At 58.9% G+C, this 24,040-nt stretch carries 22 protein-coding genes; 8 read left to right on the top strand and 14 right to left on the bottom strand.

Features of this window, described 5'->3' with window-relative positions; translation table 11 throughout:
* Positions 1–68 precede the first annotated feature (68 nt).
* The 3 genes from GOB87_RS08385 to GOB87_RS08375 all read right to left on the bottom strand — a co-directional run bounded on the left by GOB87_RS08385 (position 69) and on the right by GOB87_RS08375 (position 1,637).
* Positions 69–653, bottom strand: coding sequence for a hypothetical protein (locus GOB87_RS08385; protein ID WP_166315120.1), 585 nt, complete (start codon positions 651–653; stop codon positions 69–71).
* Between the two features lie 109 nt (positions 654–762).
* Positions 763–1,332, bottom strand: coding sequence for a LolA family protein (locus GOB87_RS08380; protein WP_166315117.1), 570 nt, complete (start codon positions 1,330–1,332; stop codon positions 763–765).
* Positions 1,329–1,637, bottom strand: a complete 309-nt coding sequence (locus GOB87_RS08375; RefSeq protein ID WP_166315114.1) for a BolA family protein — start codon at positions 1,635–1,637, stop codon at positions 1,329–1,331. Before GOB87_RS08375 ends, GOB87_RS08380 begins: the two co-directional genes overlap by 4 nt.
* Positions 1,638–1,718: 81 nt before the next feature.
* Here GOB87_RS08375 and GOB87_RS08370 point away from each other — a divergent pair, with 81 nt between their 5' ends.
* The 3 genes from GOB87_RS08370 to GOB87_RS08360 are packed head-to-tail and all read left to right on the top strand — an operon-like array spanning position 1,719 to position 5,285.
* Positions 1,719–2,324, top strand: coding sequence for a J domain-containing protein (locus GOB87_RS08370; RefSeq protein ID WP_166315111.1), 606 nt, complete (start codon positions 1,719–1,721; stop codon positions 2,322–2,324).
* Positions 2,325–2,364: 40 nt separating this feature from the next.
* Positions 2,365–3,360, top strand: a complete 996-nt coding sequence (cobS, locus tag GOB87_RS08365) for a cobaltochelatase subunit CobS (protein WP_166315108.1) — start codon at positions 2,365–2,367, stop codon at positions 3,358–3,360.
* Positions 3,361–3,377: 17 nt separating this feature from the next.
* Complete coding sequence (locus tag GOB87_RS08360) at positions 3,378–5,285, top strand: cobaltochelatase CobT-related protein (protein ID WP_166315105.1); 1,908 nt, start codon at positions 3,378–3,380, stop codon at positions 5,283–5,285.
* Here GOB87_RS08360 and GOB87_RS08355 read toward each other — a convergent pair.
* Together GOB87_RS08355 and GOB87_RS08350 are read right to left on the bottom strand one after the other, a co-directional pair.
* A complete protein-coding gene (locus tag GOB87_RS08355; RefSeq protein ID WP_166315102.1) occupies positions 5,271–6,752 on the bottom strand; it encodes a pyridoxal phosphate-dependent decarboxylase family protein in 1,482 nt (493 codons plus the stop codon). The two genes, GOB87_RS08360 and GOB87_RS08355, sit on opposite strands and share 15 nt — an antisense overlap.
* A gap of 145 nt (positions 6,753–6,897) precedes the next feature.
* The gene (locus tag GOB87_RS08350) at positions 6,898–7,689 is read right to left on the bottom strand and encodes a DUF1217 domain-containing protein (protein WP_242006248.1); all 792 of its coding nucleotides are present in this window, start codon (positions 7,687–7,689) and stop codon (positions 6,898–6,900) included.
* Between the two features lie 351 nt (positions 7,690–8,040).
* Between GOB87_RS08350 and GOB87_RS08345 the strand changes: the two genes are divergently transcribed.
* Positions 8,041–8,748, top strand: a complete 708-nt coding sequence (locus GOB87_RS08345) for a DsbA family oxidoreductase (protein ID WP_166315096.1) — start codon at positions 8,041–8,043, stop codon at positions 8,746–8,748.
* Here the strand turns inward: GOB87_RS08345 and GOB87_RS08340 are convergent.
* Positions 8,739–9,695 (bottom strand): bile acid:sodium symporter family protein, encoded by a 957-nt coding sequence (locus GOB87_RS08340; RefSeq protein WP_166315093.1) that lies wholly within the window; start codon positions 9,693–9,695, stop codon positions 8,739–8,741. The two genes, GOB87_RS08345 and GOB87_RS08340, sit on opposite strands and share 10 nt — an antisense overlap.
* Before the next feature lie 93 nt (positions 9,696–9,788).
* Between GOB87_RS08340 and GOB87_RS08335 the strand changes: the two genes are divergently transcribed.
* Together GOB87_RS08335 and GOB87_RS08330 are read left to right on the top strand one after the other, a co-directional pair.
* Complete coding sequence (locus tag GOB87_RS08335; protein ID WP_242006247.1) at positions 9,789–10,730, top strand: hypothetical protein; 942 nt, start codon at positions 9,789–9,791, stop codon at positions 10,728–10,730.
* A gap of 113 nt (positions 10,731–10,843) precedes the next feature.
* Positions 10,844–11,701, top strand: coding sequence for a lipid-binding SYLF domain-containing protein (locus GOB87_RS08330; protein WP_166315090.1), 858 nt, complete (start codon positions 10,844–10,846; stop codon positions 11,699–11,701).
* Here the strand turns inward: GOB87_RS08330 and mltG are convergent.
* The 4 genes from mltG to GOB87_RS08310 form a co-directional block, all read right to left on the bottom strand.
* Positions 11,695–12,672: an endolytic transglycosylase MltG gene (gene mltG, locus GOB87_RS08325; protein ID WP_166315132.1), complete on the bottom strand. Its 978-nt coding sequence runs from the start codon at positions 12,670–12,672 to the stop codon at positions 11,695–11,697. The two genes, GOB87_RS08330 and mltG, sit on opposite strands and share 7 nt — an antisense overlap.
* Before the next feature lie 95 nt (positions 12,673–12,767).
* Positions 12,768–13,643 carry an aldose 1-epimerase family protein gene (locus tag GOB87_RS08320; protein WP_166315087.1) on the bottom strand — a complete coding sequence of 292 codons (876 nt, stop codon included), beginning with the start codon at positions 13,641–13,643 and terminating at the stop codon, positions 12,768–12,770.
* Positions 13,644–13,712: 69 nt separating this feature from the next.
* Entirely contained in the window at positions 13,713–15,902 is a 2,190-nt protein-coding gene (locus GOB87_RS08315; protein WP_408737123.1) for an RNA degradosome polyphosphate kinase, read from the bottom strand.
* Positions 15,903–16,194: 292 nt separating this feature from the next.
* Complete coding sequence (locus GOB87_RS08310) at positions 16,195–16,956, bottom strand: P-loop NTPase family protein (RefSeq protein WP_166315081.1); 762 nt, start codon at positions 16,954–16,956, stop codon at positions 16,195–16,197.
* Positions 16,957–17,070: 114 nt separating this feature from the next.
* Here GOB87_RS08310 and purM point away from each other — a divergent pair, with 114 nt between their 5' ends.
* Positions 17,071–18,156: a phosphoribosylformylglycinamidine cyclo-ligase gene (purM, locus tag GOB87_RS08305; RefSeq protein WP_166315078.1), complete on the top strand. Its 1,086-nt coding sequence runs from the start codon at positions 17,071–17,073 to the stop codon at positions 18,154–18,156.
* Between the two features lie 12 nt (positions 18,157–18,168).
* Positions 18,169–18,795, top strand: a complete 627-nt coding sequence (purN, locus tag GOB87_RS08300) for a phosphoribosylglycinamide formyltransferase (protein WP_166315075.1) — start codon at positions 18,169–18,171, stop codon at positions 18,793–18,795.
* Between the two features lie 78 nt (positions 18,796–18,873).
* Here the strand turns inward: purN and lpdA are convergent, their stop codons facing one another.
* From lpdA to pdhA, 4 genes are all read right to left on the bottom strand, one after another.
* Complete coding sequence (gene lpdA, locus GOB87_RS08295) at positions 18,874–20,283, bottom strand: dihydrolipoyl dehydrogenase (protein ID WP_166315072.1); 1,410 nt, start codon at positions 20,281–20,283, stop codon at positions 18,874–18,876.
* A 63-nt stretch (positions 20,284–20,346) separates the two neighbouring features.
* On the bottom strand, positions 20,347–21,585 hold the full coding sequence (locus tag GOB87_RS08290; RefSeq protein ID WP_166315069.1) for a pyruvate dehydrogenase complex dihydrolipoamide acetyltransferase: 1,239 nt from the start codon (positions 21,583–21,585) through the stop codon (positions 20,347–20,349).
* Positions 21,586–21,598: 13 nt separating this feature from the next.
* Positions 21,599–22,963, bottom strand: coding sequence for a pyruvate dehydrogenase complex E1 component subunit beta (locus tag GOB87_RS08285; protein WP_166315066.1), 1,365 nt, complete (start codon positions 22,961–22,963; stop codon positions 21,599–21,601).
* Between the two features lie 5 nt (positions 22,964–22,968).
* Positions 22,969–23,973 carry a pyruvate dehydrogenase (acetyl-transferring) E1 component subunit alpha gene (gene pdhA, locus GOB87_RS08280; protein WP_166315063.1) on the bottom strand — a complete coding sequence of 335 codons (1,005 nt, stop codon included), beginning with the start codon at positions 23,971–23,973 and terminating at the stop codon, positions 22,969–22,971.
* Positions 23,974–24,040 lie beyond the last annotated feature (67 nt).

The raw sequence follows: 24,040 nt of genomic DNA, 5'->3' as shown, positions 1-24,040 counted from the left end.
TCTTCAACATCAAAGAAACCAGGCTGCTTCATCTTCCACCATCCCCAATCAACGCCGAAGAAATGGAATCACACAGAACAGCTCAGAGCCAAGGGTTTTTCGAACCCTCCACCTGTAAGTTTTGCCAGCCTCTGCTGCAGACTCGAAACAGTTTTTGACGCGTTATTATATTGCAAATACACCGAAACAGAAGAAATAGTTTGTATCAAGAATACTGATCCTGCAATAGATGATATCAGAAACTGAATTGCTGGACCTATTTTGGGATTATTGAAATCGTTTATATTATGTGATTTTCCATATATTCTATAAATTACAGATACATAATCTAATCCAACTAGAGCCCATATAGAAATAACAAAACACAAAAATGCCATGCAAAATGAAATAACAATATTTGCGTGCGACTGTCGCAGCCAATAGAGTTTTTCTTCACTTCTTATACTTGCAACATAGTATCGTTTTATTTTCTTCTCTGTGTTCGCAATACGCCTTCTTTTTGACCATGGCAAAACTTCCAATATGGAGTCAATTACACGTGGCATTATATACCAAATATATCGTGTTAAACTTCCAGAAGTAATTCCCACAATCAAGCCAATTACAATAGAACCTAAAGCAATATGCGTGCCAAGGAAATCAAATCCACTCATGACCACCTTACCTTATCAATATCGATTATATAATTATTTATTACCTAAAGCACTCTGGAGCGCTTCCACTGTCATATCAAAGACGTAAGCAATACAGCTCATGGCAGAATCATCCGGCAGCATCTCCCAACTCCAGCCGCACCACATGTTGCCGGTCGTCCACCAGAACCAGCCCGGCAAGCGTCAACACGCCACCATTATCGCGGAACTGAAGCGTCAGCAGACCGTCCGTCATCCGATCCGTTTTCGCCATGGAAATCTGCATCCACCCCGGCTGACGCTGGACGGCTGTGACCGTGACCGGACCCGACAGACGGATCGGACGAGCAAGAAGCAGTCCCAGCGGCGTATGGGACAGGCCCATGCGCGTCACCGCCCCGGATTGCGGATTGGTGAGAACCAGATGTCCGTCGCCTGCAACCAGCGTCATGCCGCGTGGTACATCGTAATCAAGCCGCAGGTGTCCGGGTGTATAAGTGAGTGTGCCCGATCCACGGCTGCCATCCGGCCAGATTTGGGTAAAAGGCAACTGCAGCCCGTTCAGCGCGTTGAGCCACCCCTCCACGCGGGCACTGTCCTGCCGATCCTGCGGAGACAACGGCGCCAGTCCAGATCCGGCGCAGGCGGTGACGGCCAGTGACGACAGCAGAACAGCCCGTCGTGAGAAAATACGCCTCATCGTGCAGCCTCAGCGGGCGTTTTGAGCGTCAAGGCCAATGCATGCAGACCGTCGCCAAATTCGGCGTCGAGCAACTTATGCACAAGGCGCGAACGCGCCACCCGCGACAGTCCCTCGAAGGCATCACTCACCACCACCAACTGGAGATGTGTCTCCGTAGTGCCCGCCTGCGGTCCACGCGGACGATCGAGATGCCCGGCATGTCGGTGACTGTCATCCACAAGCTCGATCAGTGTAGGAGAAAGCTTTTCCTCAAGCACACTCAGAACACGCTGCGCCCGCGGCCCCGTTGCCGTATCCGCCATGTCGCCACCTCTTCCTTCGTTGCTGCCCACACCAGAAATCCCTCTTGCGTCAGGCCGGAAGTGGCACACATAACAGGTGACATGAGGAGACGAAACACACGTCCCCGGGCCTTCGATCCGGACCCGGACGCACCAAAGCAGTGCTGTGACGCGCCCGGCTGCACGCAGGAGGCGGGTTACCGCGCGCCGCGTTCACGCACGACATTGAACCAGTATTTCTGGTTCTGCCTTGAACACGTTCGTGAGTACAATTCACGGTGGGACTTCTACAAAGGCATGAGCGCTGCCCAGATCGAGGCGCATCTACGCGCAGATGTGGCGTGGGACCGGCCTTCATGGAAGATCGGACACATGGGGCGCCAACCTTTCAGCGAGGAGGACGTGCTCGACCCGCTGGACATTCTCAATGCTTCCCGTGCTGCCCGTGCCAAACGCCACAAGGAATCACGCGAGCCGAAAACGCCCCCACCCTTGCGTGATCCATTGGAGACGATGGGCCTGCGCTGGCCCGTCTCGCTCAATGAGGTGAAAGCGCGTTACAAGGCACTGGCGCGTGAGCACCATCCTGACGCCAACAATGGCGATCTGGACGCAGAAGAACGATTCAAGATTATCAACGTGGCCTACGCTGCCCTGCGCGCGCATTTCACGGCGAACACCACCGAGGACTTTGAGCGATCTGCCTGAGCATGGCAGGGTTATCCCACGACAACGAAACGGACATATCATGAGCGCTGCTGCGACTGACGAACTGCCCCCCACCTCCGCCATTTCAGTCCCCGATCGGGAGGTCTCGGCCCGCGAGGTCTTCGGCATCGACAGCGACATGATGGTGCCCGCATTCTCGATCCGCACCGAGCATGTGCCCGATATCGACACTAGCTATCGCTTCGACCACGATACGACCATCGCCATTCTCGCGGGTTTTGCCTTCAACCGCCGCGTGATGGTTCAGGGCTTTCACGGCACAGGCAAGTCTTCTCATATCGAGCAGATTGCAGCACGTCTGAATTGGCCGTGTGTGCGCATCAATCTCGACAGCCATGTCTCGCGTATCGACCTGATCGGCAAAGACGCGATCGTCCTCAAGGATGGTCAGCAGGTGACCGAGTTCCGTGAAGGACTGCTGCCGTGGTGCCTCCAGCATCCCTGTGCGCTGGTGTTCGACGAATATGACGCAGGCCGCCCGGACGTGATGTTCGTCATCCAGCGCGTGCTGGAAGTGGAAGGCAATCTCACCCTGCTCGACCAGAACCGCGTCATTCGTCCCAACCCGGCTTTCCGTCTGTTCGCAACGGCCAATACGGTCGGTCTGGGTGACACGACAGGCCTGTATCACGGCACGCAGCAGATCAATCAGGGGCAGATGGATCGCTGGAACATCGTGACGTCGCTGAACTACCTGCCGCATGAGCAGGAAGTGGCGATTGTCGTCTCCAAGCTCAACATCGCCCCCGACGATAAGAAGATGCGCCAGACCATCGACAACATGGTGGCACTGGCGGGCCTCACACGCGCAGGCTTCATGGCGGGCGACATCTCCACCGTTATGTCACCGCGCACGGTCATCGCATGGGCTGAAAATCTGCGCATTTTCGGTGACATCGCATTCGCGTTCCGCGTCACGTTCCTCAACAAGTGCGATGAGGCCGAGCGGTCGATGGTGGCGGAATATTATCAGCGCTGCTTCAACGCGGACCCGATGGGCAAGCGCAAGAACTGACCGCCCGGAGAGACATCATGGTTGAACGCCCCCGCTCCCCACGTGAAGCCCCCTCCGCGCCCGACACCGCTGAACAGGCGGAAGCCTTTCGTCGCGCAACGGTTGGCGCCATTCGCGCTCTGGGCGGTCGGCCGGATGCCTCCGTCTCCTTCCACGCGGGCAATATGCCACCCGGCCCGCTGGATCAGGACACTCCCATTCGCCTCTCCCAGCTTTCCCGCCATCCAACGGACGAAGAAACCACGCGTCTGCGCGGTGCTGCTGATACTGAGGCATTGAAGCTTCGTCACCATGACGTGGACTTGCACCGTGAGCATCAGCCCGAAGAAGCGGTCGCCCGTTCGGTGTATGACGCCCTTGAACAAGCGCGGATCGAAGCCGTTGGCTCGCGCTATATGCAGGGCGTTGCAGCCAATCTCGAACAGAAACTCGAGCAGGAACTCCGCGATGCCGGCGTTCCTCATATGACGAGCCGGGACCAACTCTCCACGCCCATGGCTCTTGGACTTCTGGCACGTGAAAAACTCAGCGGACGTCCGGCTCCCGCGATGATGCGCTCGCTGCTGGAGGATTGGGGGCGCTCCCTTCCCGATGCCGCCCTCAAGGCGCTGGATGAAATGGCGCTTGCTCAGAACGATCAGGTTGCCTACACCCGCGCGGCCCGTCATCTGATGGCGGCCTGCTCACTCGTGGAAGCCGAGGAAGAACGGCCGGAGAATGATGAGAACGGAGAGGACGATGCCCCCGTTCCTGACGATGCCGGCGATGAAGAGCCGCCGCCACAGACCGAGGAACAGCCTCCCTCTCCCGAAAGCGAGGAGGAAGAAGCCGGTCCGGAACCTCAGCTTATGGACAGCATGGGCGAATCCGGTTCGCCCGATGACGCCTCCGAAGCCGAAGGCGACGACCCGGAAGGCACTAGCGAGCCCTCCGGTCCCACCAATGGTCGCGATGCCGCGCCTGGAGACACGGCACGTGGTTATCATGCCTATACCACGCAGTTTGACGAAGAAGTCGCAGCGGAAGATCTATGCGACGAAGACGAACTGGCCCGTCTCCGCCAGCAACTCGATCTCCAGCTTGCCAATCTGACCGGCGTCATTGCGCGGCTTGCCAATCGCCTTCAGCGCAAACTTCTGGCGCAACAGACCCGCGCATGGAACTTCGATCTTGAGGAAGGCATTCTCGATGCGGGACGTCTTTCGCGCATCGTGGTGAACCCCATGCTTTCGCTGTCCTACAAGCAGGAACAGGAGACCGATTTCCGCGACACGGTGGTGACTCTGCTGATCGACAACTCAGGATCCATGCGCGGACGCCCGATTTCTGTGGCGGCCATGTGCGGCGATATCCTCGCGCGCACACTGGAGCGCTGCGGAGTGAAGGTGGAAATCCTCGGTTTTACCACCCGCGCGTGGAAAGGCGGACAGAGCCGGGAAAAATGGACAGCGGACGGAAAACCGGCGAACCCTGGCCGTCTGAACGATCTGCGCCACATCATCTACAAGGCCGCCGATACCCCTCTGCGCCGCTCAAAGCGCAATCTCGGGCTGATGTTGCGCGAAGGATTGCTCAAGGAAAACATCGACGGAGAAGCTCTGCTCTGGGCAGCCCGACGCCTGCGCGCCCGGCCTGAACAGCGTCGTATTCTCATGGTCATCTCCGATGGCGCGCCGGTCGATGACAGCACATTGTCGGCCAACCCGAGTTCCTATCTGGAAGATCATCTGCGCGAGGTCATTTCCAGCATCGAAAACCGCAGTGAAGTCGAGCTTGTCGCCATCGGTATCGGCCATGACGTAACGCGCTATTACAAACGCGCCGTGACCATTACCGACGCGGAGGAACTCGGCGGGACGATGATGAAAAAACTCTCGGAACTGTTCGATGAAACTGGAGGGAAGCGCCGCTCACGCGCCGCCTGATCGGCGGCGTTCAGCACATGCCAGCACGGTATCAACCAGCCGATCCACATCTTCTTCCTGTGTGCGATGGTTGACGATGGCGGCCCGAATCACGAGGCGTCCATTGATCCGTGTGGTGGAGGGCGCCGCCAACCCACTTTCTTGAACGTCCTTGACGATCTCGCCGTTAAATACGTCGGCGTCTTCGTCTGTCATGCCGGTCGCAACCAGCCGGAAACACACGATATCGAGCGTAACCGGCGCCATCAGTTCCAGCGTCGGCTCACGGTCCACCCGCGCAGCCAGATACTGCGCCACGTCACAGCATCGTTCCACCATATGACCAAGACGCTGGGTGCCGTACACGGACAGGGTCGCCCAGACCTTGAGCGCCCGGAAACCACGCGAGAGATCCGGTCCGAAATCACAGAACCACGGCGCACCTGCCGCCAGCCCACGATCTTCTCGCGATAGATAATTCAGGTTCTGAGCAAAGGCTGCGGCATGCTTCTGAGCATCGCGCACGAGAATACAGCCCGCGTCATAGGGTACCTGTGCCCATTTATGGAAATCGAAAGCAAGGCTGTCGGCTTGTCCAATAGTCGCAAGAGACGCTGCAAAGCGTTCCGACAACCGCGCCAGCGCCCCGAAAGCCCCGTCCACATGGAACCAAAGTTTTTCTTCTCGTGCGATGGCTCCGATTTCATCAAGAGGATCGATCGCCCCGACATCGACCGTTCCAGCGGTTCCCACAACAAGAAAAGGCTCCCGCCCGGCTTTGCGGTCAGCCGCGATCATTTCTTGAAGTGCCGCCGTGTCCATCCGAAAATCTTTATCGACCGGCACCAACCGCAGCGCTTCACTCCCAAGCCCCGCCAGATCGAAAGCACGGCTGACGCATCCATGCGCACTGGTCGCAGCATATCCCACGAGGGGGCGCAGTCCTACGCCACTGTTTCGTAGTGCAAGCCCACCTTCAACAGCGCGGCTGGCAACAATCACAGCGATGAAATTCGCCATAGACGATCCTGTCACCAGAATGCCTGAAGCCGTATCGGGCATTCCCATGAGAGCGACTGCCCAGCGCAAGACCATGCGCTCCACCTCGACCGGAGCATGATCCCGCCCTCCGAGATTGGCATTCAGTCCACCTGCCAGCATCTCAGCCAGCATACCTACAGGCGTGCCACCACCATGTACCCACCCCATGAAACCGGGGTGACGATTACCTACGGAATAGGGCAGCACCTCTTCGCGGAAAGCCTTGGCAAAAGCATGGACATCCTGCCCTTCTCTCGGCACATCGGTGTGGCGGAACCCTTCACGGATAGTGTCGGGAAGCGGCTGCCACACCCGCTGCTCCCGCAAAGTCATGAGATTGTCGAACATCTCATCCAACATCTCATGACCAACACGACGCAGATCGTCCCATTGTTCCCCCACTGGATCGAGAGAGGACGACAAGATGGGAGAAGAACGATCAGCCATGGTCAAAACATCCGGGATGATGAAAACATATCACCCCCACTAGGCCGCTTTTCTGGAATGGCGTCAAAAATATCCTGTGTCGTCTTCCCGCACTGTCACAACGCGACAGTGAAAGAAAACATATTCACTCTAAATGAGGGACAGATTAGCCATAGAGGGCTGACACCAGCGATGTGCCAGACGACACGCCAAACAGGCTCAACACGCTGCTCCCGGAACCATCTGCCCCATACAATGACAGAAGCGTCGCGGGTTTATCGGTTGTTTGCGGCGTAATCTGCAACATTGTCAGATATTGTTCGGCATATTTCTGGACCTTTGCCGGTGTCGAAAAATCCGAGAGATCCACCTTTTTGGAGAGAAGCCGTTTTTGCTCGTCATAATCCAGAGCGCCGAATTGAGTAGGGTTATACCCACTCACCGTTTCCACCACTTTCAGAAGACTTGAATCAGACATGATATCATTCAGCGTCATGCTGGAAGTCATCGTGCGTGTGAAATAAAGCGCATTACCAACCCCCGAGGTGCTGTCGGAGTCCTCAAGGGACGACTCGTATTTGGTCTCTTCATATTTTGCAGCCAATGTTTCCACGGTCGAAGAATCTGCAAAAGGTGATGTGGCTGTGGACGAGGAACTTGTTTCGTTCCAGGCCGAGAATGCCTTGGCAAAGGCCAGCCATGTGGAATTGCCGGATTTGGCCGCAACGGATGTAGAAGATGTTGGGTCCTGCGTCAGCAGATCCTTCACCAGCGCCGTTTCATTCTGGATCGAACTTAATCCATAAGCGCCCAGAACTACAGACATGGCCTTGTAGTTTTTCATGAGAGCGCTTGCGGACGTGATATTGACTGCATCATTCTCAAAAGATGTAACATAGTTGGCGATCGTGCCATTGGCCTTTGCATAGGTTGCAGCAGACTTGTCCTCATCTTTCATGCTCGCGAGATAAGTGGAGACGGGCGAAAGACCGGAAACGGCACCTGACATGACCAGGACCTCCTAACTTGCAACAACACCAAAGAAGACAGAGCAATTCATCTGAATATGAATCTAGTCACAATTATATTTCCAATAAGTTAAGGAGAATATTCATTTAATTTTCATGATTTCCTGCAATGCCATCCAAACTGAATTCCACAATGAACATCGATAAATCCAAATCCCTCTCCTGCCGCACATCACAGAATCACTCCGACCCCATCAGGCAAAAGATGGAATGTAATTGCCACGGATGGCAGATCGTGATGGGCAATTCATCCCTCGATTCCGTAAGATGGCACCATGAACATGGTTGCCGCCACTCACCCTCGAGTCAGGGTCGAAATCGTCTTCGATTTCGTCTGTCCGTGGTGCGCCATCGGGATTGACCGTCTGGTCTCCACTCTGTCACGCCGCAATGACGTTCATATCGAGTGGCAGTGGCGCTCTTTTCTGCTCAACCCCACCTTCCCACCCGAAGGCATGTCGCTTGAATCGTATTTGCGGATCAAACAGGGCGATGACACCCGAATTGCCCGCCTCTTGCACCTTATCGAAAAGCAGGCGCGGGAATTCGATACTGCAATTCATTTTGACCGGATATGCAAAGTCCCCGCCACCCTGAATGCCCACCGACTTTTAACATGGGCATCCGCACGGGGCGACGCCACGTCGCTCGTGCTGGGTCTGTTCGAAGCCTTCTTCCGACGGGGAGAAGACATTGGTGATCCTGTGGTTCTTGCTCACACCGCAGAACGGCATGGCTTTGACCCCCAGTTGGTCCTGCAACTGCTTGCAGGCCAAACTCTTTCAGGAACGGTCCTGTCGGAACAAAGCCTGCATCAGCGCAACGGGATCAACGGCGTCCCCTCGATCATTATCGCTGGCATGGCCCTGACAGGCGTTCATGATTCGCCAGTGATCGACCGCCTGCTCGATGTCGCCTTACAAGCCACTTACAGGAACGGGATCCCACAATTCAGTTCGACACTCCGAAGAGGAGCCGATCATTCGTGACTTTCCGCTTCACGCGCAAAGCGGCGGGCCAGAATGGCGCACACAAAAAGCTGGATCTGGTGGTACAGCATCAGCGGCAACACCACGAGCCCCACCGTGGCCGAAGGAAACAGCACGTTGGCCATCGGAACACCCGAGGCCAGCGTCTTTTTCGAGCCGCAGAAAATGATGGTGATCTCATCTTCGCGTGACCAGCCCATCATCTGGCTACCATAGCGCGTGACCAGAAGCACTGCCGCCAGAAGACCGCAATCCACAGCCGCAATAGCCGCAAGCTGCGTGGGAGGAAGACGGTGCCACAACCCATTGACCACGGCTTCACTGAAGGCGGTGTACACCACCACCAGAATTGATCCACGATCCGAAAATGACAGCAGCTTGCGGTTGCGCCGCGCCCATTCTCCCACCCATGGCTGAAGCACCTGTCCCGCCACGAACGGAAGCAAAAGCTGCAAAATGATGGACAGGCCACCTCCGGTCTGACCGCCCTGTTTGGCAAGAACGAGTCCCACCAGAATCGGTGTGATGAAAATCCCCGCGATATTGGATGCCGTCGCCGAACACACGGCCGCTGGCACATTGCCGCGCGCGATGGAGGTGAACGCGATGGAGGACTGCACGGTGGAGGGCAGGCAGCACAGAAACAGCACGCCCATCCACACATCGTTCGACAACAGGCCAGGCATCACGGCGCGCAGACCAAGGCCGAGCAGTGGAAACAGAAGAAAGGTGCATCCAAGAATGGTCAGATGCAGTTTCCAGGCCGTCATGCCCTCCACGACAGCCGCACGGGAGAGACGCGCTCCCTGCAGAAAAAACATCAGAGCAATCAGCACGACCGCCAATGTAGTGAAAAACGGAACGGCGGCCCCTCGGCAGGGCAACACAGTGGCCACGCCAAGAGTGGCCAGCAGGCAGAGAAGAAAGGGATCTGGGCGAAAAGACATGCAGGATTTCCGGGGCTTGCGGAAGATTTCCGACATCATGCCGTCCGGCACCCGATTGCGCGCCGCCGTCACTTGCGCCACCCTTAGCCACAAATGATACGCTCCACCATGCAACTTGCCGTGCTGCCGTCCTTTTCTCGGGGACAGCGTCTTCGATTCCTCGTGATGTTTCTGGCAGTCCCCCTGTCGGGAATGGAAGTGGCTCAGGCTGCTTCCGTCCCCGCCGGATGCGCCACAATTCATCATGCCGCGCAAACCTCAGCCACAGGCGTGACGCTGGACCATGTGACAGTCAGTGCGGGAGGCGCCAGTTTGCAGGCCTCACGTCAGACCCTTTCCGGCCCGGACAACGGTTCAGCGCAGGATCTTGCTGACGCTGCTTCCGTGGTGCTGCTGTCCGCCCTTGTGGGGCGTCATGAATCCGCCTGTTCCAACTGGCTGGAAAATGAAGGTCGGCTGGCTGAACAACAGCTTGAAGCCGGTCGCAAACTTGCCATTGCATGGAAAAACGTAAACGTTCGGCGGAACACATTGAACATACGGTCAGACACAGCGCAGCTTGCTCTCGCCACCACCGGCACCACTGCAACCGCCACACTCTCCCTGAGCGGCGTCACGACGGCTGGAGTCAATGCACCCTCCCTGCTTCCCTCTGACGCTCGGGCGAATTTCTCCCTTCCCGTCAGTGAACTTGCAGCGCTCATGGCCTCCACGGGCGGAAAGGCGAAACAGCTTCCTGCCGTGCATGTGACGATCAACTCTCTTACGGCCCAACGTGATACGGTCACATTGTCTGGAAATGGACGCGCCACACTCACAGGCGAACATGACAGCGCCTCCGCCAGTGGCCATCTGGAAATTCAGGATATCTCCGGTCTCGTCGACCGTGCGCGACAGGATAGCCAGATGAAGGTCGCCGCCGCCCTGATCCTTGCCCGGGTAGTCAGCCACCGCAGCGGCAATGCCAACACATGGGACACGACATGGGAGGGAGGTGTTCTGACCGTGAACGGCGTTCCCCTTCCGCTGCACTGACTGCCATTTTCCATTTTCGGCCACGAATTGCGCGAGAAGACGCTCTCCGCCATTGTGCCGCCACAGATTCAGGCGATTCGATACGTCTCGCCCCCGTGACAGGAGACTTCCCAATGCGGGTTCGCCGCCCTACCCGGCTTTTGCTTGCGTCCGCCACCATGCTTGGCTTCCTCGGTCTGTCCCACCCCGGGCACGCGGCCGACAACACTCAACAGACTCTGGTGGACAAGGCCACGCTTGCGGTTCAGGACGTGTTCACCGGTGCCAAAACCACCGATCGCGTCTATCGCTATCTGGCGAAAGCCCGCGCCGTGATGGTCTGCCCCTCTGTGTTTCGCATGTCGTTTGGCATCGGTGGGTCCGGTGGCGGGTGCGTGCTGCTTTCGCGTGATGCGCGAGGCTCGTGGTCCGACCCTGCGTTCTACAAGCTCAGTTCCGGCTCGCTCGGCTTTCAGCTTGGCGTGGACTCCTCCGAAGTCATGTTCTTCGTGATGAGCGATCGCGGCCTTCAGGCGCTTCTCGACAGCCAGTTCCAGTTTGGCGCCAACGCGGCAGCATCCTTTGCTTCCATGGGCGGCGGACTGGAAAGCGGCACGGCCGGACGGTCCAACACGGACATCATGGCTATCCAGAAATCGCAGGGCCTGTTCGCTGGTGCGTCACTCGGCGGCTCGAAGCTGACAGTCGATAGCGACAGCAACCGCGCCTATTACGGTCAGATCATCGGCCCCGAGGACATCGTCATCTCGATGCGCGTCAACAACGCGGGAGCCGATCCCCTGCGTTCGATCCTGACCCGTTACGCCTCGTCCGCCGCCGCTGTGCCCACCACGACAACCGGCACGGGTTCCGCCACCACGGACACGCAGGATACCGGCGCTCAGATCACTCCATATACACCGCCGTCTTCGAGTGGAATCCAGAGTGAGTCTCTCTCCTCCGGCACGAAATCTTCTTCCCGGAGCTACTGAGCGGGCTTCTGATCCGTGGGATGGCGCTCCCCGTTCGTTCCACGGAGTGTCCGCAGCGCCCTGACATTGCGATTATGATCGTCGAGCGACACCGCAAAGCGGTGCTCGCCATTACCGGACGCCACGAAGTAAAGGTCGTCCCCCGTTGCCGGATGCGCCACCGCTTCCAGTGCCGCCGTGCCGGGTACGCAGATGGGCGTGGGCGGAAGACCAGTGCTAACATAGGTGTTGTAAGGACTGGCCACGGCCAGATCGGCATGCGTCAGCGGGCGTCCGAGAGGCGTTACACCTTTTGTCAGCGCATAAATGGTCGTTGGATCGGACTGAAGCTTCATCCCACGCGCCAGACGATTGAGAAAAACCCGGGCGATCCGTGGGCGTTCGCTGGCGACGCCAGTCTCCTTTTCCACGACGGATGCGAGAATCACCAGTTGCTGGGGAGTGGTCAGAATGAGAGCGGTATCCCGGCCCTGCCATACCCGTTCCACCTCACGCTGCATTGCCTGCTGCATCCGTGCAATGAGCGCTGTCCGGTCCGTCTCGCGAAGAGACCGATAGGTCTCGGGGAGAACCGTACCTTCTTCCAGAGCCTCAACATGACCGGTCAGAAAGGGAGCTGCGTTCACAATCGTCAGAATCTGAGACGCTGTCAGTCCCTCAGGAATGGTGAGAGGATGCAGCACGGGTTTGCCATGACGAAGAACGTCCAGCAGCGTCCGTATGGACGCATGCGCCGGAAAAGCCAGTTCCGCCGCATGAATCTGTCCGTCATGTCGCGTCAGACGCAAAGCAGCGAGAAAAACAGTTCGGTCTAGTTGTGTGCTTCGCAGAGCGTCCGCCTGCTGAAGCACCGCTACTGTCGAAGCGTAACCGCCATGTGGAATGACAATGGCACGGCTCTCCAACAGGGGACCGGGCATCGTGTAACGCCACCAGCCAATCCCGGCCGTCGTCCCCGCAACCAGCATCATGCCACCCAGCGCCCAAGCCGCCACTCTCAACCACGGCCGACTGCGACGGGAAGCCTTTTCAGGTTTCCTGCGCTTTTGCCCTCCTGTCACCCGGCTCAAGCGTCAACGGCCTCCACCGACCAGAACGCCGACCATTCCTGCTGAGGCTGAAGACAAAGCTGCCCCGGCTTGTCACGAAACTCACCACGGAAACCATGAGGGGAAGCAAAGCCGTGCCATGGCTCAATGCACAAAAAATGTGCGCCGGGTTTGGTCCATATTCCAAGCTGCGGGAAGCCATTCCATGCCACACGCAGCCCTCGGGAACCGGGCTTGCCGAAGACGACGGATCGGCTACGCACACGGTCCATGATGATCGCATCGTCTTCGAACAAGGCATCCTGCAACGCCAGTTCACGCCCCTTGATCGGGGTCGGACGCGCATCTGGAGCCAGCAATCCACCCTCAAGACGACGGATGGGCTCCGGTTCCGCCTCCTCGAACGTCAAACGATAAGCCTCTCGGTCCTCGCCCTTCCGCAATGGCCAGCGAAAAGCCGGATGGGCACCGAGAGAGGCAAAAAGTTCACGTCCTTCTTCCATGTTGCGGAGAGTGTATGTGACGGTCAGGCGACCATCTTGCACGCGATAATCCAACCACAACCGAAAGCGGAACGGGAAAACCGCCAGCGTTTTCTCGTCGCTTTCCAGTTCCAGCACACATCCGTCATCGCGCATTTCCACCCACCGAAAACGCCGATCCCGCGCAAAACCATGCTGGGTCAGACGATAAGACTTGCCATCAATAAGAGCCGTGTCGTCAGGCAGACGCCCAACAATGGGAAAAAGCACGGGCGAGTGACGTCGCCATGCCTTGCCTGCGTCCCACAGCACATCTTCCCCGTCCGCACTCAACGCGACAAGTTCCGCTCCCTGCGCTGCGACGGTGGCCCGCATGCGGGTGTCGCCGAACGTGTGTGTCTGCGTTTCCATGACGGCTCCTCTGGAGAGTTTTCCCACACACCATAGAAAAACTCTCCGAACTCCGCAAAACGCCAAACCTCAATCGTCCAGCAATCTTTCCTGCGGTGGAGGTGCTGGACGAACCGGAATTTCACTGGCGGCGGACCCTCTTCCCGACAGCGAAGGATGCGTCATGAACCACTCATGAGCCGAGAACGGCTTCGATCCCGGATCGAGACGACGCCAGACAGCATTACGCTCCAGTATCCACGACTGAAGGTTGTCCTTGAGATCTGTCACCATGATCTGATCCAGCACCTGCGCGTGCACCGTTGGATTGGTGATCGGCACAAGACTTTCCACGCGCCAGTCCATGTTGCGCGTCATCCAGTCGGCCGACGAGATGAACACCTTGGCCGCGCGGGATGGTAGGCGGTGTCCATCGCCAAAAACATAGATACGGGCATGTTCAAGGAACCGGCCCACGATCGACTTGATGTGGATGTTTTCCGACAGTCCCGGCACGCCTGGACGTAGGCAGCACATGCCGCGCACCACGCCCATGATCTTCACACCGGCACAGGACGCCTCATAGAGCTTGTCGATCAGCTCCGGGTCCACCAGCGCGTTCATCTTCAGCCAGATGTTGCCCGGCCGTCCCGCGCGAACATGGGCAATCTCGCGATCGATCAGATCCACCAGAGTCTTGCGGCATGTCAGCGGCGAGAAGGCGATGGCTTCCATTTTCGCCGGCATGGCGTAGCCGGTGATGTAATTGAACAGACGCGCAGAATCCCGGGCAAGCTCAGGATTGCAGGTGAAGAAGGACAGATCCGTGTAAATCTTCGCCGTGATGGGATGATAGTTGCCCGTTCCAAAATGTGCGTAGGAACGCACGGTGTTGCCTTCGCGGCGGACGACGAGGCTGAGCTTCGCATGCGTCTTGAGGTCCGAGAAACCGAACACAACCTGCACACCCGCCGCCTCCAGGGCACGGGACAGACGAATGTTGGCCTCTTCATCGAAACGGGCGCGCAGTTCCACCATTGCGGTCACGGATTTGCCGGCCTCTGCGGCCTCGATCAGCGCCTTGACGATTGGGCTGTCGCGCGATGTGCGGTAGAGCGTCTGTTTGATGGCGATCACGTTCGGATCAAGTGCTGCCTGTCGCAGGAACTGCACCACCACATCGAAGCTTTCGAACGGGTGATGTACGATCAGATCCTTTGCGCGGATGGCGGCAAAACAGTCGCCACCAAAATCCACGATCCGCTCAGGAAAACGCGGGGTATAGGGAGGAAACAGCAGATCGGGACGATCATCGACGATCATCTGCTTGAGATCGACCACGCCGATCATGCCCGAATGAACCGAAACCTCTTCAGGCGGCAGGTCCAGCTCGTCCACGATGGCGGCCGCCAGTTCAGCGGGCACTTTTTCTTCCATGTCCACATGGATGACCACGCCCCGTCGCCGCTGCTTGAGCGCGGTTTCATAGGAACGAACCAGATCCTCGGCTTCGTCTTCGAACTCCACATCCGTGTCGCGCACCACGCGCACCATGCCACTTTCGACAACCGACAGCCCCGGATAGAGCCGGTCGATGCACAGCGTGATCAGGTCTTCGAGCAGCACGAACCGCACGGATGTCGGTTTGCCGGGCGGAGACGGCAGACGCACGAAACGATCCACCTGTGCCGGCAGAAGGATAAGACCATTCATCACGAATAGCCCCGTCTCCGCAGAAACAAGCCGCAGTCCGAGCGCCAGCCCCATATTGGGAATGAACGGCAGAGGATGCGCGGGGTCGAATGCCAAAGGCGTCAGAACAGGGAACACCCGTTCCATGAAGAGATCGGTCAGCCAGTGCTGATCGTCCTCATCAAGCTGATCGAGACCACACAGCGTGACCCCTGCCGTTGCCAGCAAACCCCGCAAGTCTCGCCATACCCGCTGCTGGTCCCGCAGAAGAAGCACGCAGCGCTCACGCACGGCGGCAAGCTGGAGAGCGGGGGTCAGACCATCGGGAGAAAGGGAAACCAGACCTTCCCTCACCTGCCCCACAAGACCGGCGACGCGCACGGAATAGAACTCGTCCAGATTGCTCGCGCTTATCGAGAGGAAGCGAAGCCGTTCCAGCAGAGGATTATTGGGGTTCTCCGCCTCGTCCACGACGCGCTGATTGAACGCAAGCCATGACAATTCGCGGTTGATGAACCGATCCGGCGAATCGCAACGGATCGCGGGCGGGGCTGGCTTTGTCGTGCGTCGAGCGGGCGCGCGGGTCACAGTTTTCGTGGTTTTCTGCGCCGTAGAGCTTCGCGTGGTCCGGGAGGGTGTTTTTGCCGTCGAGCGTGTCCGACGTCTTGTCGTCGCCTGTGTCTTGTCACCGTCTTGCGCCACGAACCGTTCCCCGCTTACCCGACCGCCCCTGCGGGCAGCCCTTGTGATTCTGATTGCTGTTCTCAATCACTGTCTTACGGCAACACTCGGCAGCGCCAAACCGGGGACACCCCTCTCACCGCAAAATTCTTCAAAACTTAATATTGCGGTGAGATCCCTGCTTGCGACCAGACATTTTTCAAATTTCGATGCGCATGTCCCGCAGAAGACCTTCCGCCTGTCGGCGATCCAGCGCCACACCGGAGGCCAGTGTCAGAGCATCAATGCGTTCCACCAATTCCAGAACCGCCGCCGCCTCACGCGGCAGGCGCTGCAACAGCCACTCCGTCAACCGATGCGACACGGTTAACTGTCTCTCGGCCAAGAGACGAAACATCAGCCGCTCCAGCAGCACATCCTCGGCAGCCATGATCTCAACCGCCATGGTAGCCCGCAGGCGACTGTTCAAATCCGGCAGAGACACCTGCCACCGACTTGCCGGCAACCGGGATGCCATCAGCAGAGGCATCCTACGCTCACGTGAAAGATTGATGAGCCGCAGCAACGGCAGTTCATCGCGCTCACTCACCACCACGGAATCGAGCGCTAGGGCTGGAGGCTGGCGCTCCACAATCTCCATGATGTCGGGCATCTGCCCCTGCGCCATATCCACTAGCAAGGCATTGTGACACGTAGCCCACAAGCTCAGCATATGCGTCTTGCCGCACCCGGCCCCTCCCCACAGAAGCAGGCGACCTTCCGGCCATGCGTGAGGATCGGTGCCGGACATGACAAGGGTACGGGCGTGCGCGTTGGAGGGAGCGGGCACAAAGCTGCCCACATCGAATTTCCGCCGATGCACAAACGGAAGCGCCATCTGCGCGCGCCCGTCCTTCTGAAGCGATGTGGCGGTTGGCGACCCATCGTCGCGCGGGACCGGCGGCCCTTCCTGCTCTGTCACCGCTATGCGCGCCGCCCTACCTGTCCTAAAGGAAACCCTGAACCTGATTACCCGAAACGTCGGGGATGTTCGACCCGCGATGTCGGACCTCCCGCAGCCGAGACGAGCCGCACCATGAGCACACCCACCCCGGACGCCGCCAGCAACGGCCTCACCTATCGCGAGGCCGGCGTGGACATTGAAGCAGGCGATGCGCTGGTCGAAGCGATCAAGCCCGCCGCGAAAGCCACGACCCGCAGCGGCGTCATGGGCGGCCTTGGCGGTTTTGGCGCGCTGTTCGATCTCAAGGCCGCAGGTTTCACCGATCCGGTGCTTGTCTCCTGCACGGACGGCGTGGGCACGAAGCTCAATCTCGCCATCGACAGCGGGCTGCACGAGACGGTTGGCATCGACCTTGTCGCCATGTGCGTCAACGATCTGGTTGTGCAGGGTGCGGAACCGCTGTTCTTCCTCGATTACTTCGCCACAGGCAAACTGGCCGTGGAAGACGCGGCCAAGGTCGTGCGCGGCATTGCCGAAGGCTGCCGTCTGTCCGGTTGTGCGCTGGTGGGAGGTGAAACCGCCGAGATGCCCGGCATGTACGCTGCCGGTCATTATGACCTCGCCGGCTTCTCGGTCGGTGCGGCCGAGCGCGGCAAACTCCTGCCCGGCACGATCCGGCCCGGAGACGCGTTGATCGGCCTTACGGCCAGTGGCGTTCATTCCAACGGCTTCTCGCTGGTACGCCGCATTCTGGAAAAAAGCGGCCTTGCGCTGAACGACGCGGCCCCTTTCGCTCCCGGCCAGACCATCGCGCAAGCGCTGATGACGCCCACGCGCCTTTATGTCGAGCAGGTGCTGGCTCTGCACCGCGATGGCCTGCTGAGCGGTGCAGCCCATATCACCGGCGGTGGTCTTCCCGGCAACCTGCCCCGCGTGCTGCCCAAGGGCACGAAAGCCGTGATCGACGGACCATGGGTGCCCAATCCCGTCTTTGGATGGCTGGCTAAGGCTGGCAACGTTGCCACGGACGAGATGCTGCGCGTGTTCAACTGCGGCATCGGCATGGTGCTGATTACACCCAAGCCCAACCTCGTGATGCAACGTCTGAGCGAACTTGGCGAAACACCTGTCGTGCTGGGTCAGATCGAAGCTGCCGCAACATCGGATGCCGCACCTACGCTGGAGATGGTCGTATCTCCTGACTTCGCGCACGCCTGAGGACAGAGCGTCGTGACGATCCACAAGACCCCGATCGCCATCCTCATCAGTGGCCGCGGCAGTAATATGCGCTCGCTGATCGCGGCCTGTGCTGCGCCGGATTTTCCGGCGCGCGTGGCATTGGTGCTGAGCAACAAAGACGATGCCGCCGGACTGGATTATGCACGTGAATGTGGCATTACCGCAGACGCCATCCCTCACAAAGCATTCGGCAAGGATCGTGAGGCGCATGAACGCGCCGTTGACGCGCGCCTACGCGAAGCAGGTGTCGAGTTCATCTGTCTGGCTGGCTATATGCGTCTGCTCACGCCTTTTCTCACGGACGCATGGGCAGAGCGAATGATCAACATCCATCCCAGCCTGTTGCCACTGTTTCCGGGCACACACACACATGAGCGGGTGCTGGAGGCGGGCGTGCGTATCCATGGCTGCACGGTGCATCATGTGACGGCGGGAATGGACGAAGGCCCGATCATCGCTCAAGCCGCCGTGCCTGTGTTCCCGGATGCCGACACGCCCGATGATCTGGCTGCACGAGTGCTTGTGCAGGAACATCTGCTCTATCCGGCGGCACTTCGAAAAGTTCTTGAGAAGACGGAAAACAACACGAACAAAGCGGCCTCCCTTCTCGTCTGCTGAGCCGGAAAAAGAGAGCCGCCATCGCGCGTATGTTGCGAAAGCATGTCCCCCGCAACATACGTCAACGAAGCTATTCAACTAGAAATGCAGCGCCCCGCCATAGGCCGCCAGCACCGCTTCATGCATAGATTCCGAGATGGTCGGATGCGGGAAGATTGTCTCTTTCAATTCCGCTTCTGTCAGTTCGCCCGTCCGCGCAATGACATACCCCTGGATCATTTCGGTCACTTCCGCGCCGATCATATGCGCGCCAAGCAATTCACCCGTTTTGGCGTCAAAGACGACCTTTACCAAGCCTTCAGGCTCACCCATGGCAATTGCCTTGCCATTACCAATGAACGGGAAGCGTCCCACACGCACCTCATACCCGGCGGCCTTGGCCTTCGCTTCCGTGTAACCCACGGACGCCACCTGCGGACGGCAGTAAGTGCAGCCCGGAATCTTCGTCACGTCGATGGGATGAACGTGCAGTCCCGCAATCGCTTCCACGCACATGACCGCTTCATGACTTGCCTTGTGCGCCAGCCACGGCGCACCGGCCAGATCGCCGATGGCATACACCCCGGCCTCCCCCGTGCGGCACAATTCGTCCGTGACAACATGCGTGCGGTCCACGACGATCTTGGTGCCTTCAAGCCCAAGCTTTTCGACGTTGCCGACAATGCCAACCGCCGAAATCACGCGGTCGATCGTGATGGTTTCTTTCTTGCCGCCTACCTCGATCTCAACCGTCACATCCTTGTCGGACTTTTTCAGCGGGCCAAGCTTCGCACCGGTGAGGATTTTCATCCCCTGCTTCTCGAACGCCGTGCGTGCGAGCTTGCTGATGTCCTCATCTTCAACTGGAAGCACGCGATCGGCCACCTCAACCAGCGTCACCTCGGACCCCATGTTGCGGTAGAATGACGCAAACTCCGTGCCGATGGCACCAGAACCAATCACCAGCAGGCGCTTGGGCAACTCATCGGGCACCAACGCCTCACGGTAGGACCACACGAACTTGCCGTCAGGCTCCAGTCCCGGCAGCACACGCGCACGCGCGCCGGTCGCGAGAATGACGTGCGGCGCTTTCAGCGTGACGGACTTTCCATCCTTAAGCGCCACCTCAACCTTGCGCTTCTTGCCCTCAACGCCGGCCAGTTTGCCGAAACCGTCGAACACCGGCACCTTGGCCTTCTTGAGCAGATGAGCCACACCACTGGAAAGCTGCTTGGAGACAGCCCGCGACCGTCCGATCACTTTGCCAAAATCGAAACGCGGGTTGTCTACAGTAAACCCGAACTGGCCCAGATCGTGCAGCAGGTGGTTGATCTCGGAAGCCCGCAGCAAAGCCTTCGTCGGAATGCAGCCCCAGTTCAGACAGATGCCACCCAGATGGTTGGCCTCCACGACCGCCACCGAAAGCTTGAGTTGGGCTGCGCGCAACGCCGCCACGTAGCCGCCGGGACCGCCTCCCACAACAATCAGATCAAAATCGGTGGTGCTCATATTCAATGTCCTGATCGATGGCTTCGGACGCGGACTGCCGCATGACAGTCCGCGCAGGAGAGGTCAGATGACGAGAGTGATCGGATTTTCCACCACGTCGCGGAACGCTTTCGTCCACTGGGCGGCCAGAGCGCCGTCAATCGCGCGATGATCGACCGACAACGTGGTCGTCATCACCGTGCCAACACCCAGAGAACCATCGGCCTTCACGACAGGACGTTTCTCACCCGCCGCGATGGCCAGAATGGCGGCCTGCGGCGGATTGATGATGGCCGAGAACGAACTCACGCCGAACATCCCCATGTTGGAGACCGAGAACGATCCACCCTGAAACTCTTCCGGCTTGAGCTTGCCCGCACGCGCCCGCTTGGCCAGATCCTTCATCTCCACACTGATCTCGCGCAGGGATTTCCGGTCCGCCTGTCGGATGATCGGGGTAATGAGCCCATCGGGGATCGACACAGCCACCGAGATGTCCACGTCGTTGTATTCAAGGATCGCGTCATCGGTGAAGGAGACGTTCACGCCCTTTACACGACGCAGCGTGACCGCAGCGGCTTTGATCAGCATGTCGTTGACCGACAGCTTGAAAGCGTCCGGCCCTTCTTCTGGAGACGCCGCATTAAGCTGTGTCCTCAGCGCCAGCAACGCATCAAGCTGCACGTCCACCGACACATAGAAATGCGGAATCGTGCTCTTGGATTCCGACAGACGCCGCGCGATGACCTTGCGCATCGTGGACAGTGGATGCGCCGTCGTGCCGCCCACAGGGGCCGCACTGGCCATCGCCTGCGCAGGCCCAGCCGATTTCGCGGCCTCTACATCCTTTTTTACGATGCGCCCATGCGGACCGGTCCCCTTTATGGTGGTCAGGTCCAGACCAGCGTCCTTCGCGATACGCTTTGCCAACGGAGACGCGAAGACTCGCGTGCCTTTGTTAACGGCAGGCGCGGAAGTTTGGGCCGCCAAAGGAGCTGGCATGGCTGTGACGGGAGCCGCGGCTTTGGACGAAGATGGCGCCTCATTAGGTTGCGCCGAAGATGCCTCCGGCACCGCCTCACCTTCCTCCACCAGCACCGCAATCGGCGTATTCACCGCCACACCTTCGGTGCCTTCAGGGACAAAGATGCGGCCAAGAACGCCCTCGTCCACGGCCTCGACTTCCATCGTGGCCTTGTCCGTTTCGATCTCGGCGATCACGTCACCCGACGCAATCTTTTCGCCTTCTTTCTTGAGCCAACGCGCCAGTTTGCCTTCCGTCATCGTCGGAGACAGGGCGGGCATCAGGATTTCGATAGCCATTGCTGCCTGCTCCTCAGACGATCTTGGCCACGGCCTCAACAACCCATTCGGGCTGCGGCAGCGCCAGCTTTTCCAGATTGGCCGCGAACGGCATCGGTACGTCCACACCCGTCACGCGCACAGGAGGCGCATCCAGCCAGTCAAAGGCGTGCTCAATCACCTGCATCGCCACTTCCGCGCCAATGCCGGCAAACGGCCAGCCTTCTTCGACCGTCACCAGACGGCTTGTCTTCTTCACGCTTTCCACAATGGTCGCGGTGTCCAGCGGACGCAGAGTGCGCAGATTGATGACTTCCGCCTCGATCCCCTTCTGCGCCAGAAGATCGGCCGCCGCCAACGCCGTGCCAACGCTGATCGAGAACGCCACAATGGTCACATCCTTGCCCGCCCGCTCGATCTTCGCCTTGCCGATGGGAAGGATAAACTCCTCATCCACGGGACAGGAGAACTTCTGACCGTAGAGAATCTCGTTCTCAAGGAAGACCACGGGGTTCGGATCGCGGATGGCCGCCCGAAGAAGACCCTTCGCATCCGCAGATGACCATGGCGCGACAACCTTCAGACCCGGCACATGCGCGTACCAGCTACCATAACACTGCGAATGCTGGGCACCCACGCGCGAAGCCGGACCGTTGGGGCCACGGAACACGATGGGGCAGCCCATCTGGCCACCGGACATGTAAAGCGTCTTGGCGGCCGAGTTGATGATGTGGTCGATCGCCTGCATCGAAAAGTTCATGGTCATGAACTCAACGATGGGTTTGAGACCTGTCAGCGCCGCACCCACGGCCATACCAGTGAAACCATGCTCCGTGATGGGCATGTCCATCACACGCTTCTCACCGAACTCGTCCAGCAGGCCCTGAGAGACCTTATAAGCGCCCTGATACTGACCGACTTCCTCACCAATCAGGAACACATCCTGATCGCGCCGCAGTTCCGCCGCCATGGCGTCACGCAGCGCCTCGCGCACGGTGATCTCGGACGTCTCCCCCCAGTCTTTCTCCGGCTCGGGAGCAGACAGTGGGGCCGGTGCCGTGGGAACCGCCGTTCTTGCGGCACCTGCGGAGGCTTCTTCACGCGCTCCCTCTGCGGCAGGTGCGCTTGGAGAAATGTTTCCCTCCGGCACAGCCTCACCTTCTTCCACCAGCACGGCAATCGGCGTGTTCACCGCCACACCCTCGGTGCCTTCCGGCACAAGGATGCGACCGATAATGCCCTCGTCCACAGCCTCGACTTCCATCGTGGCCTTGTCCGTTTCGATTTCGGCAATCACGTCACCGGAGGACACCTTGTCCCCATCCTTCTTGAGCCAGCGGGCAAGCTTGCCTTCCGTCATGGTGGGCGAGAGGGCCGGCATCAGGATTTCGGTAGCCATCCGAGTTATTCTCCCACCAGGACGTCAGTATACAGTTCGGACGGATCAGGCTCCGGCGAGGTCTTGGCGAACTCTGTGGCGTCGGCCACCACGGCTTTCACCTTGTCCTCAACCGCCTTGAAGGCCGCCTCGTCCACACCCGCTTCTGTCAGCAACTTGCGAACGTGCTCAATCGGATCGCGCGTCTGGCGGATTTCATCCACTTCGCTACGCTGACGATATTTCGCCGGATCGGACATCGAATGTCCGCGGTACCGATACGTGGACATTTCCAGCAGATACGGTCCCTTGCCTTCCCGGCAATGCGTGATGGCTTCCTGCGCTGCGGCATACACCGCCTCAACATCCATGCCATCCACCTGCTTGCCCGGGATGCCCCATGGCTCTCCGTTGCGCCACAGTTCCTTGGAAGCGGACGCGCGTTCGACGCTCGTGCCCATGCCGTAACGGTTGTTCTCAATGATGAACACACACGGTAGCTTGTGCAGAGCCGCGATGTTGAAGCTCTCGTACACCTGCCCCTGATTGGAGGCGCCCTCACCAAAATAGGTCAGGGAGACTTCGTCCGTCCCGCGATACCAGTTGGCGAATGCCAGTCCGAGGCCAAGTGCTACCTGCGCTCCGACGATGCCATGGCCGCCGTAGAAGTTCTTCTCACGCGAGAACATGTGCATCGAGCCACCCTTACCGTGGGAATAGCCCGTCTCGCGCCCTGTGAGTTCGGCCATCACGCCGCGCGGGTCCATGCCGGCAGCCAGCATCTGGCCATGATCGCGGTAGGAGGTGATGACTTTGTCGCCGGGTTTCTGGGCCAACTCAATGCCCACAACCACGGCTTCCTGACCGATATAGAGGTGGCAGAACCCACCGATCAGTCCCATGCCGTAAAGCTGGCCTGCCTTTTCCTCGAAACGGCGGATCAGAAGCATGTCGTAATACGCCTGCTTCAACTGATCCGTCGTCAGCCCCGGATCGTTCCGGCCTGCGCCAGGCACCTTGCTTTCGTCCATGAGACCGCGCTCCATTCAAACACACATCAACACGAAGGGCTGCATCCATCCCGGATCGTGCAGCCCT

It is taken from the genome of Acetobacter estunensis, from assembly GCF_011516945.1.
In the GTDB taxonomy this organism is placed as follows: Bacteria; Pseudomonadota; Alphaproteobacteria; order Acetobacterales; family Acetobacteraceae; genus Acetobacter; species Acetobacter estunensis.
This window is presented reverse-complemented; position numbering and strand designations above follow the sequence as displayed.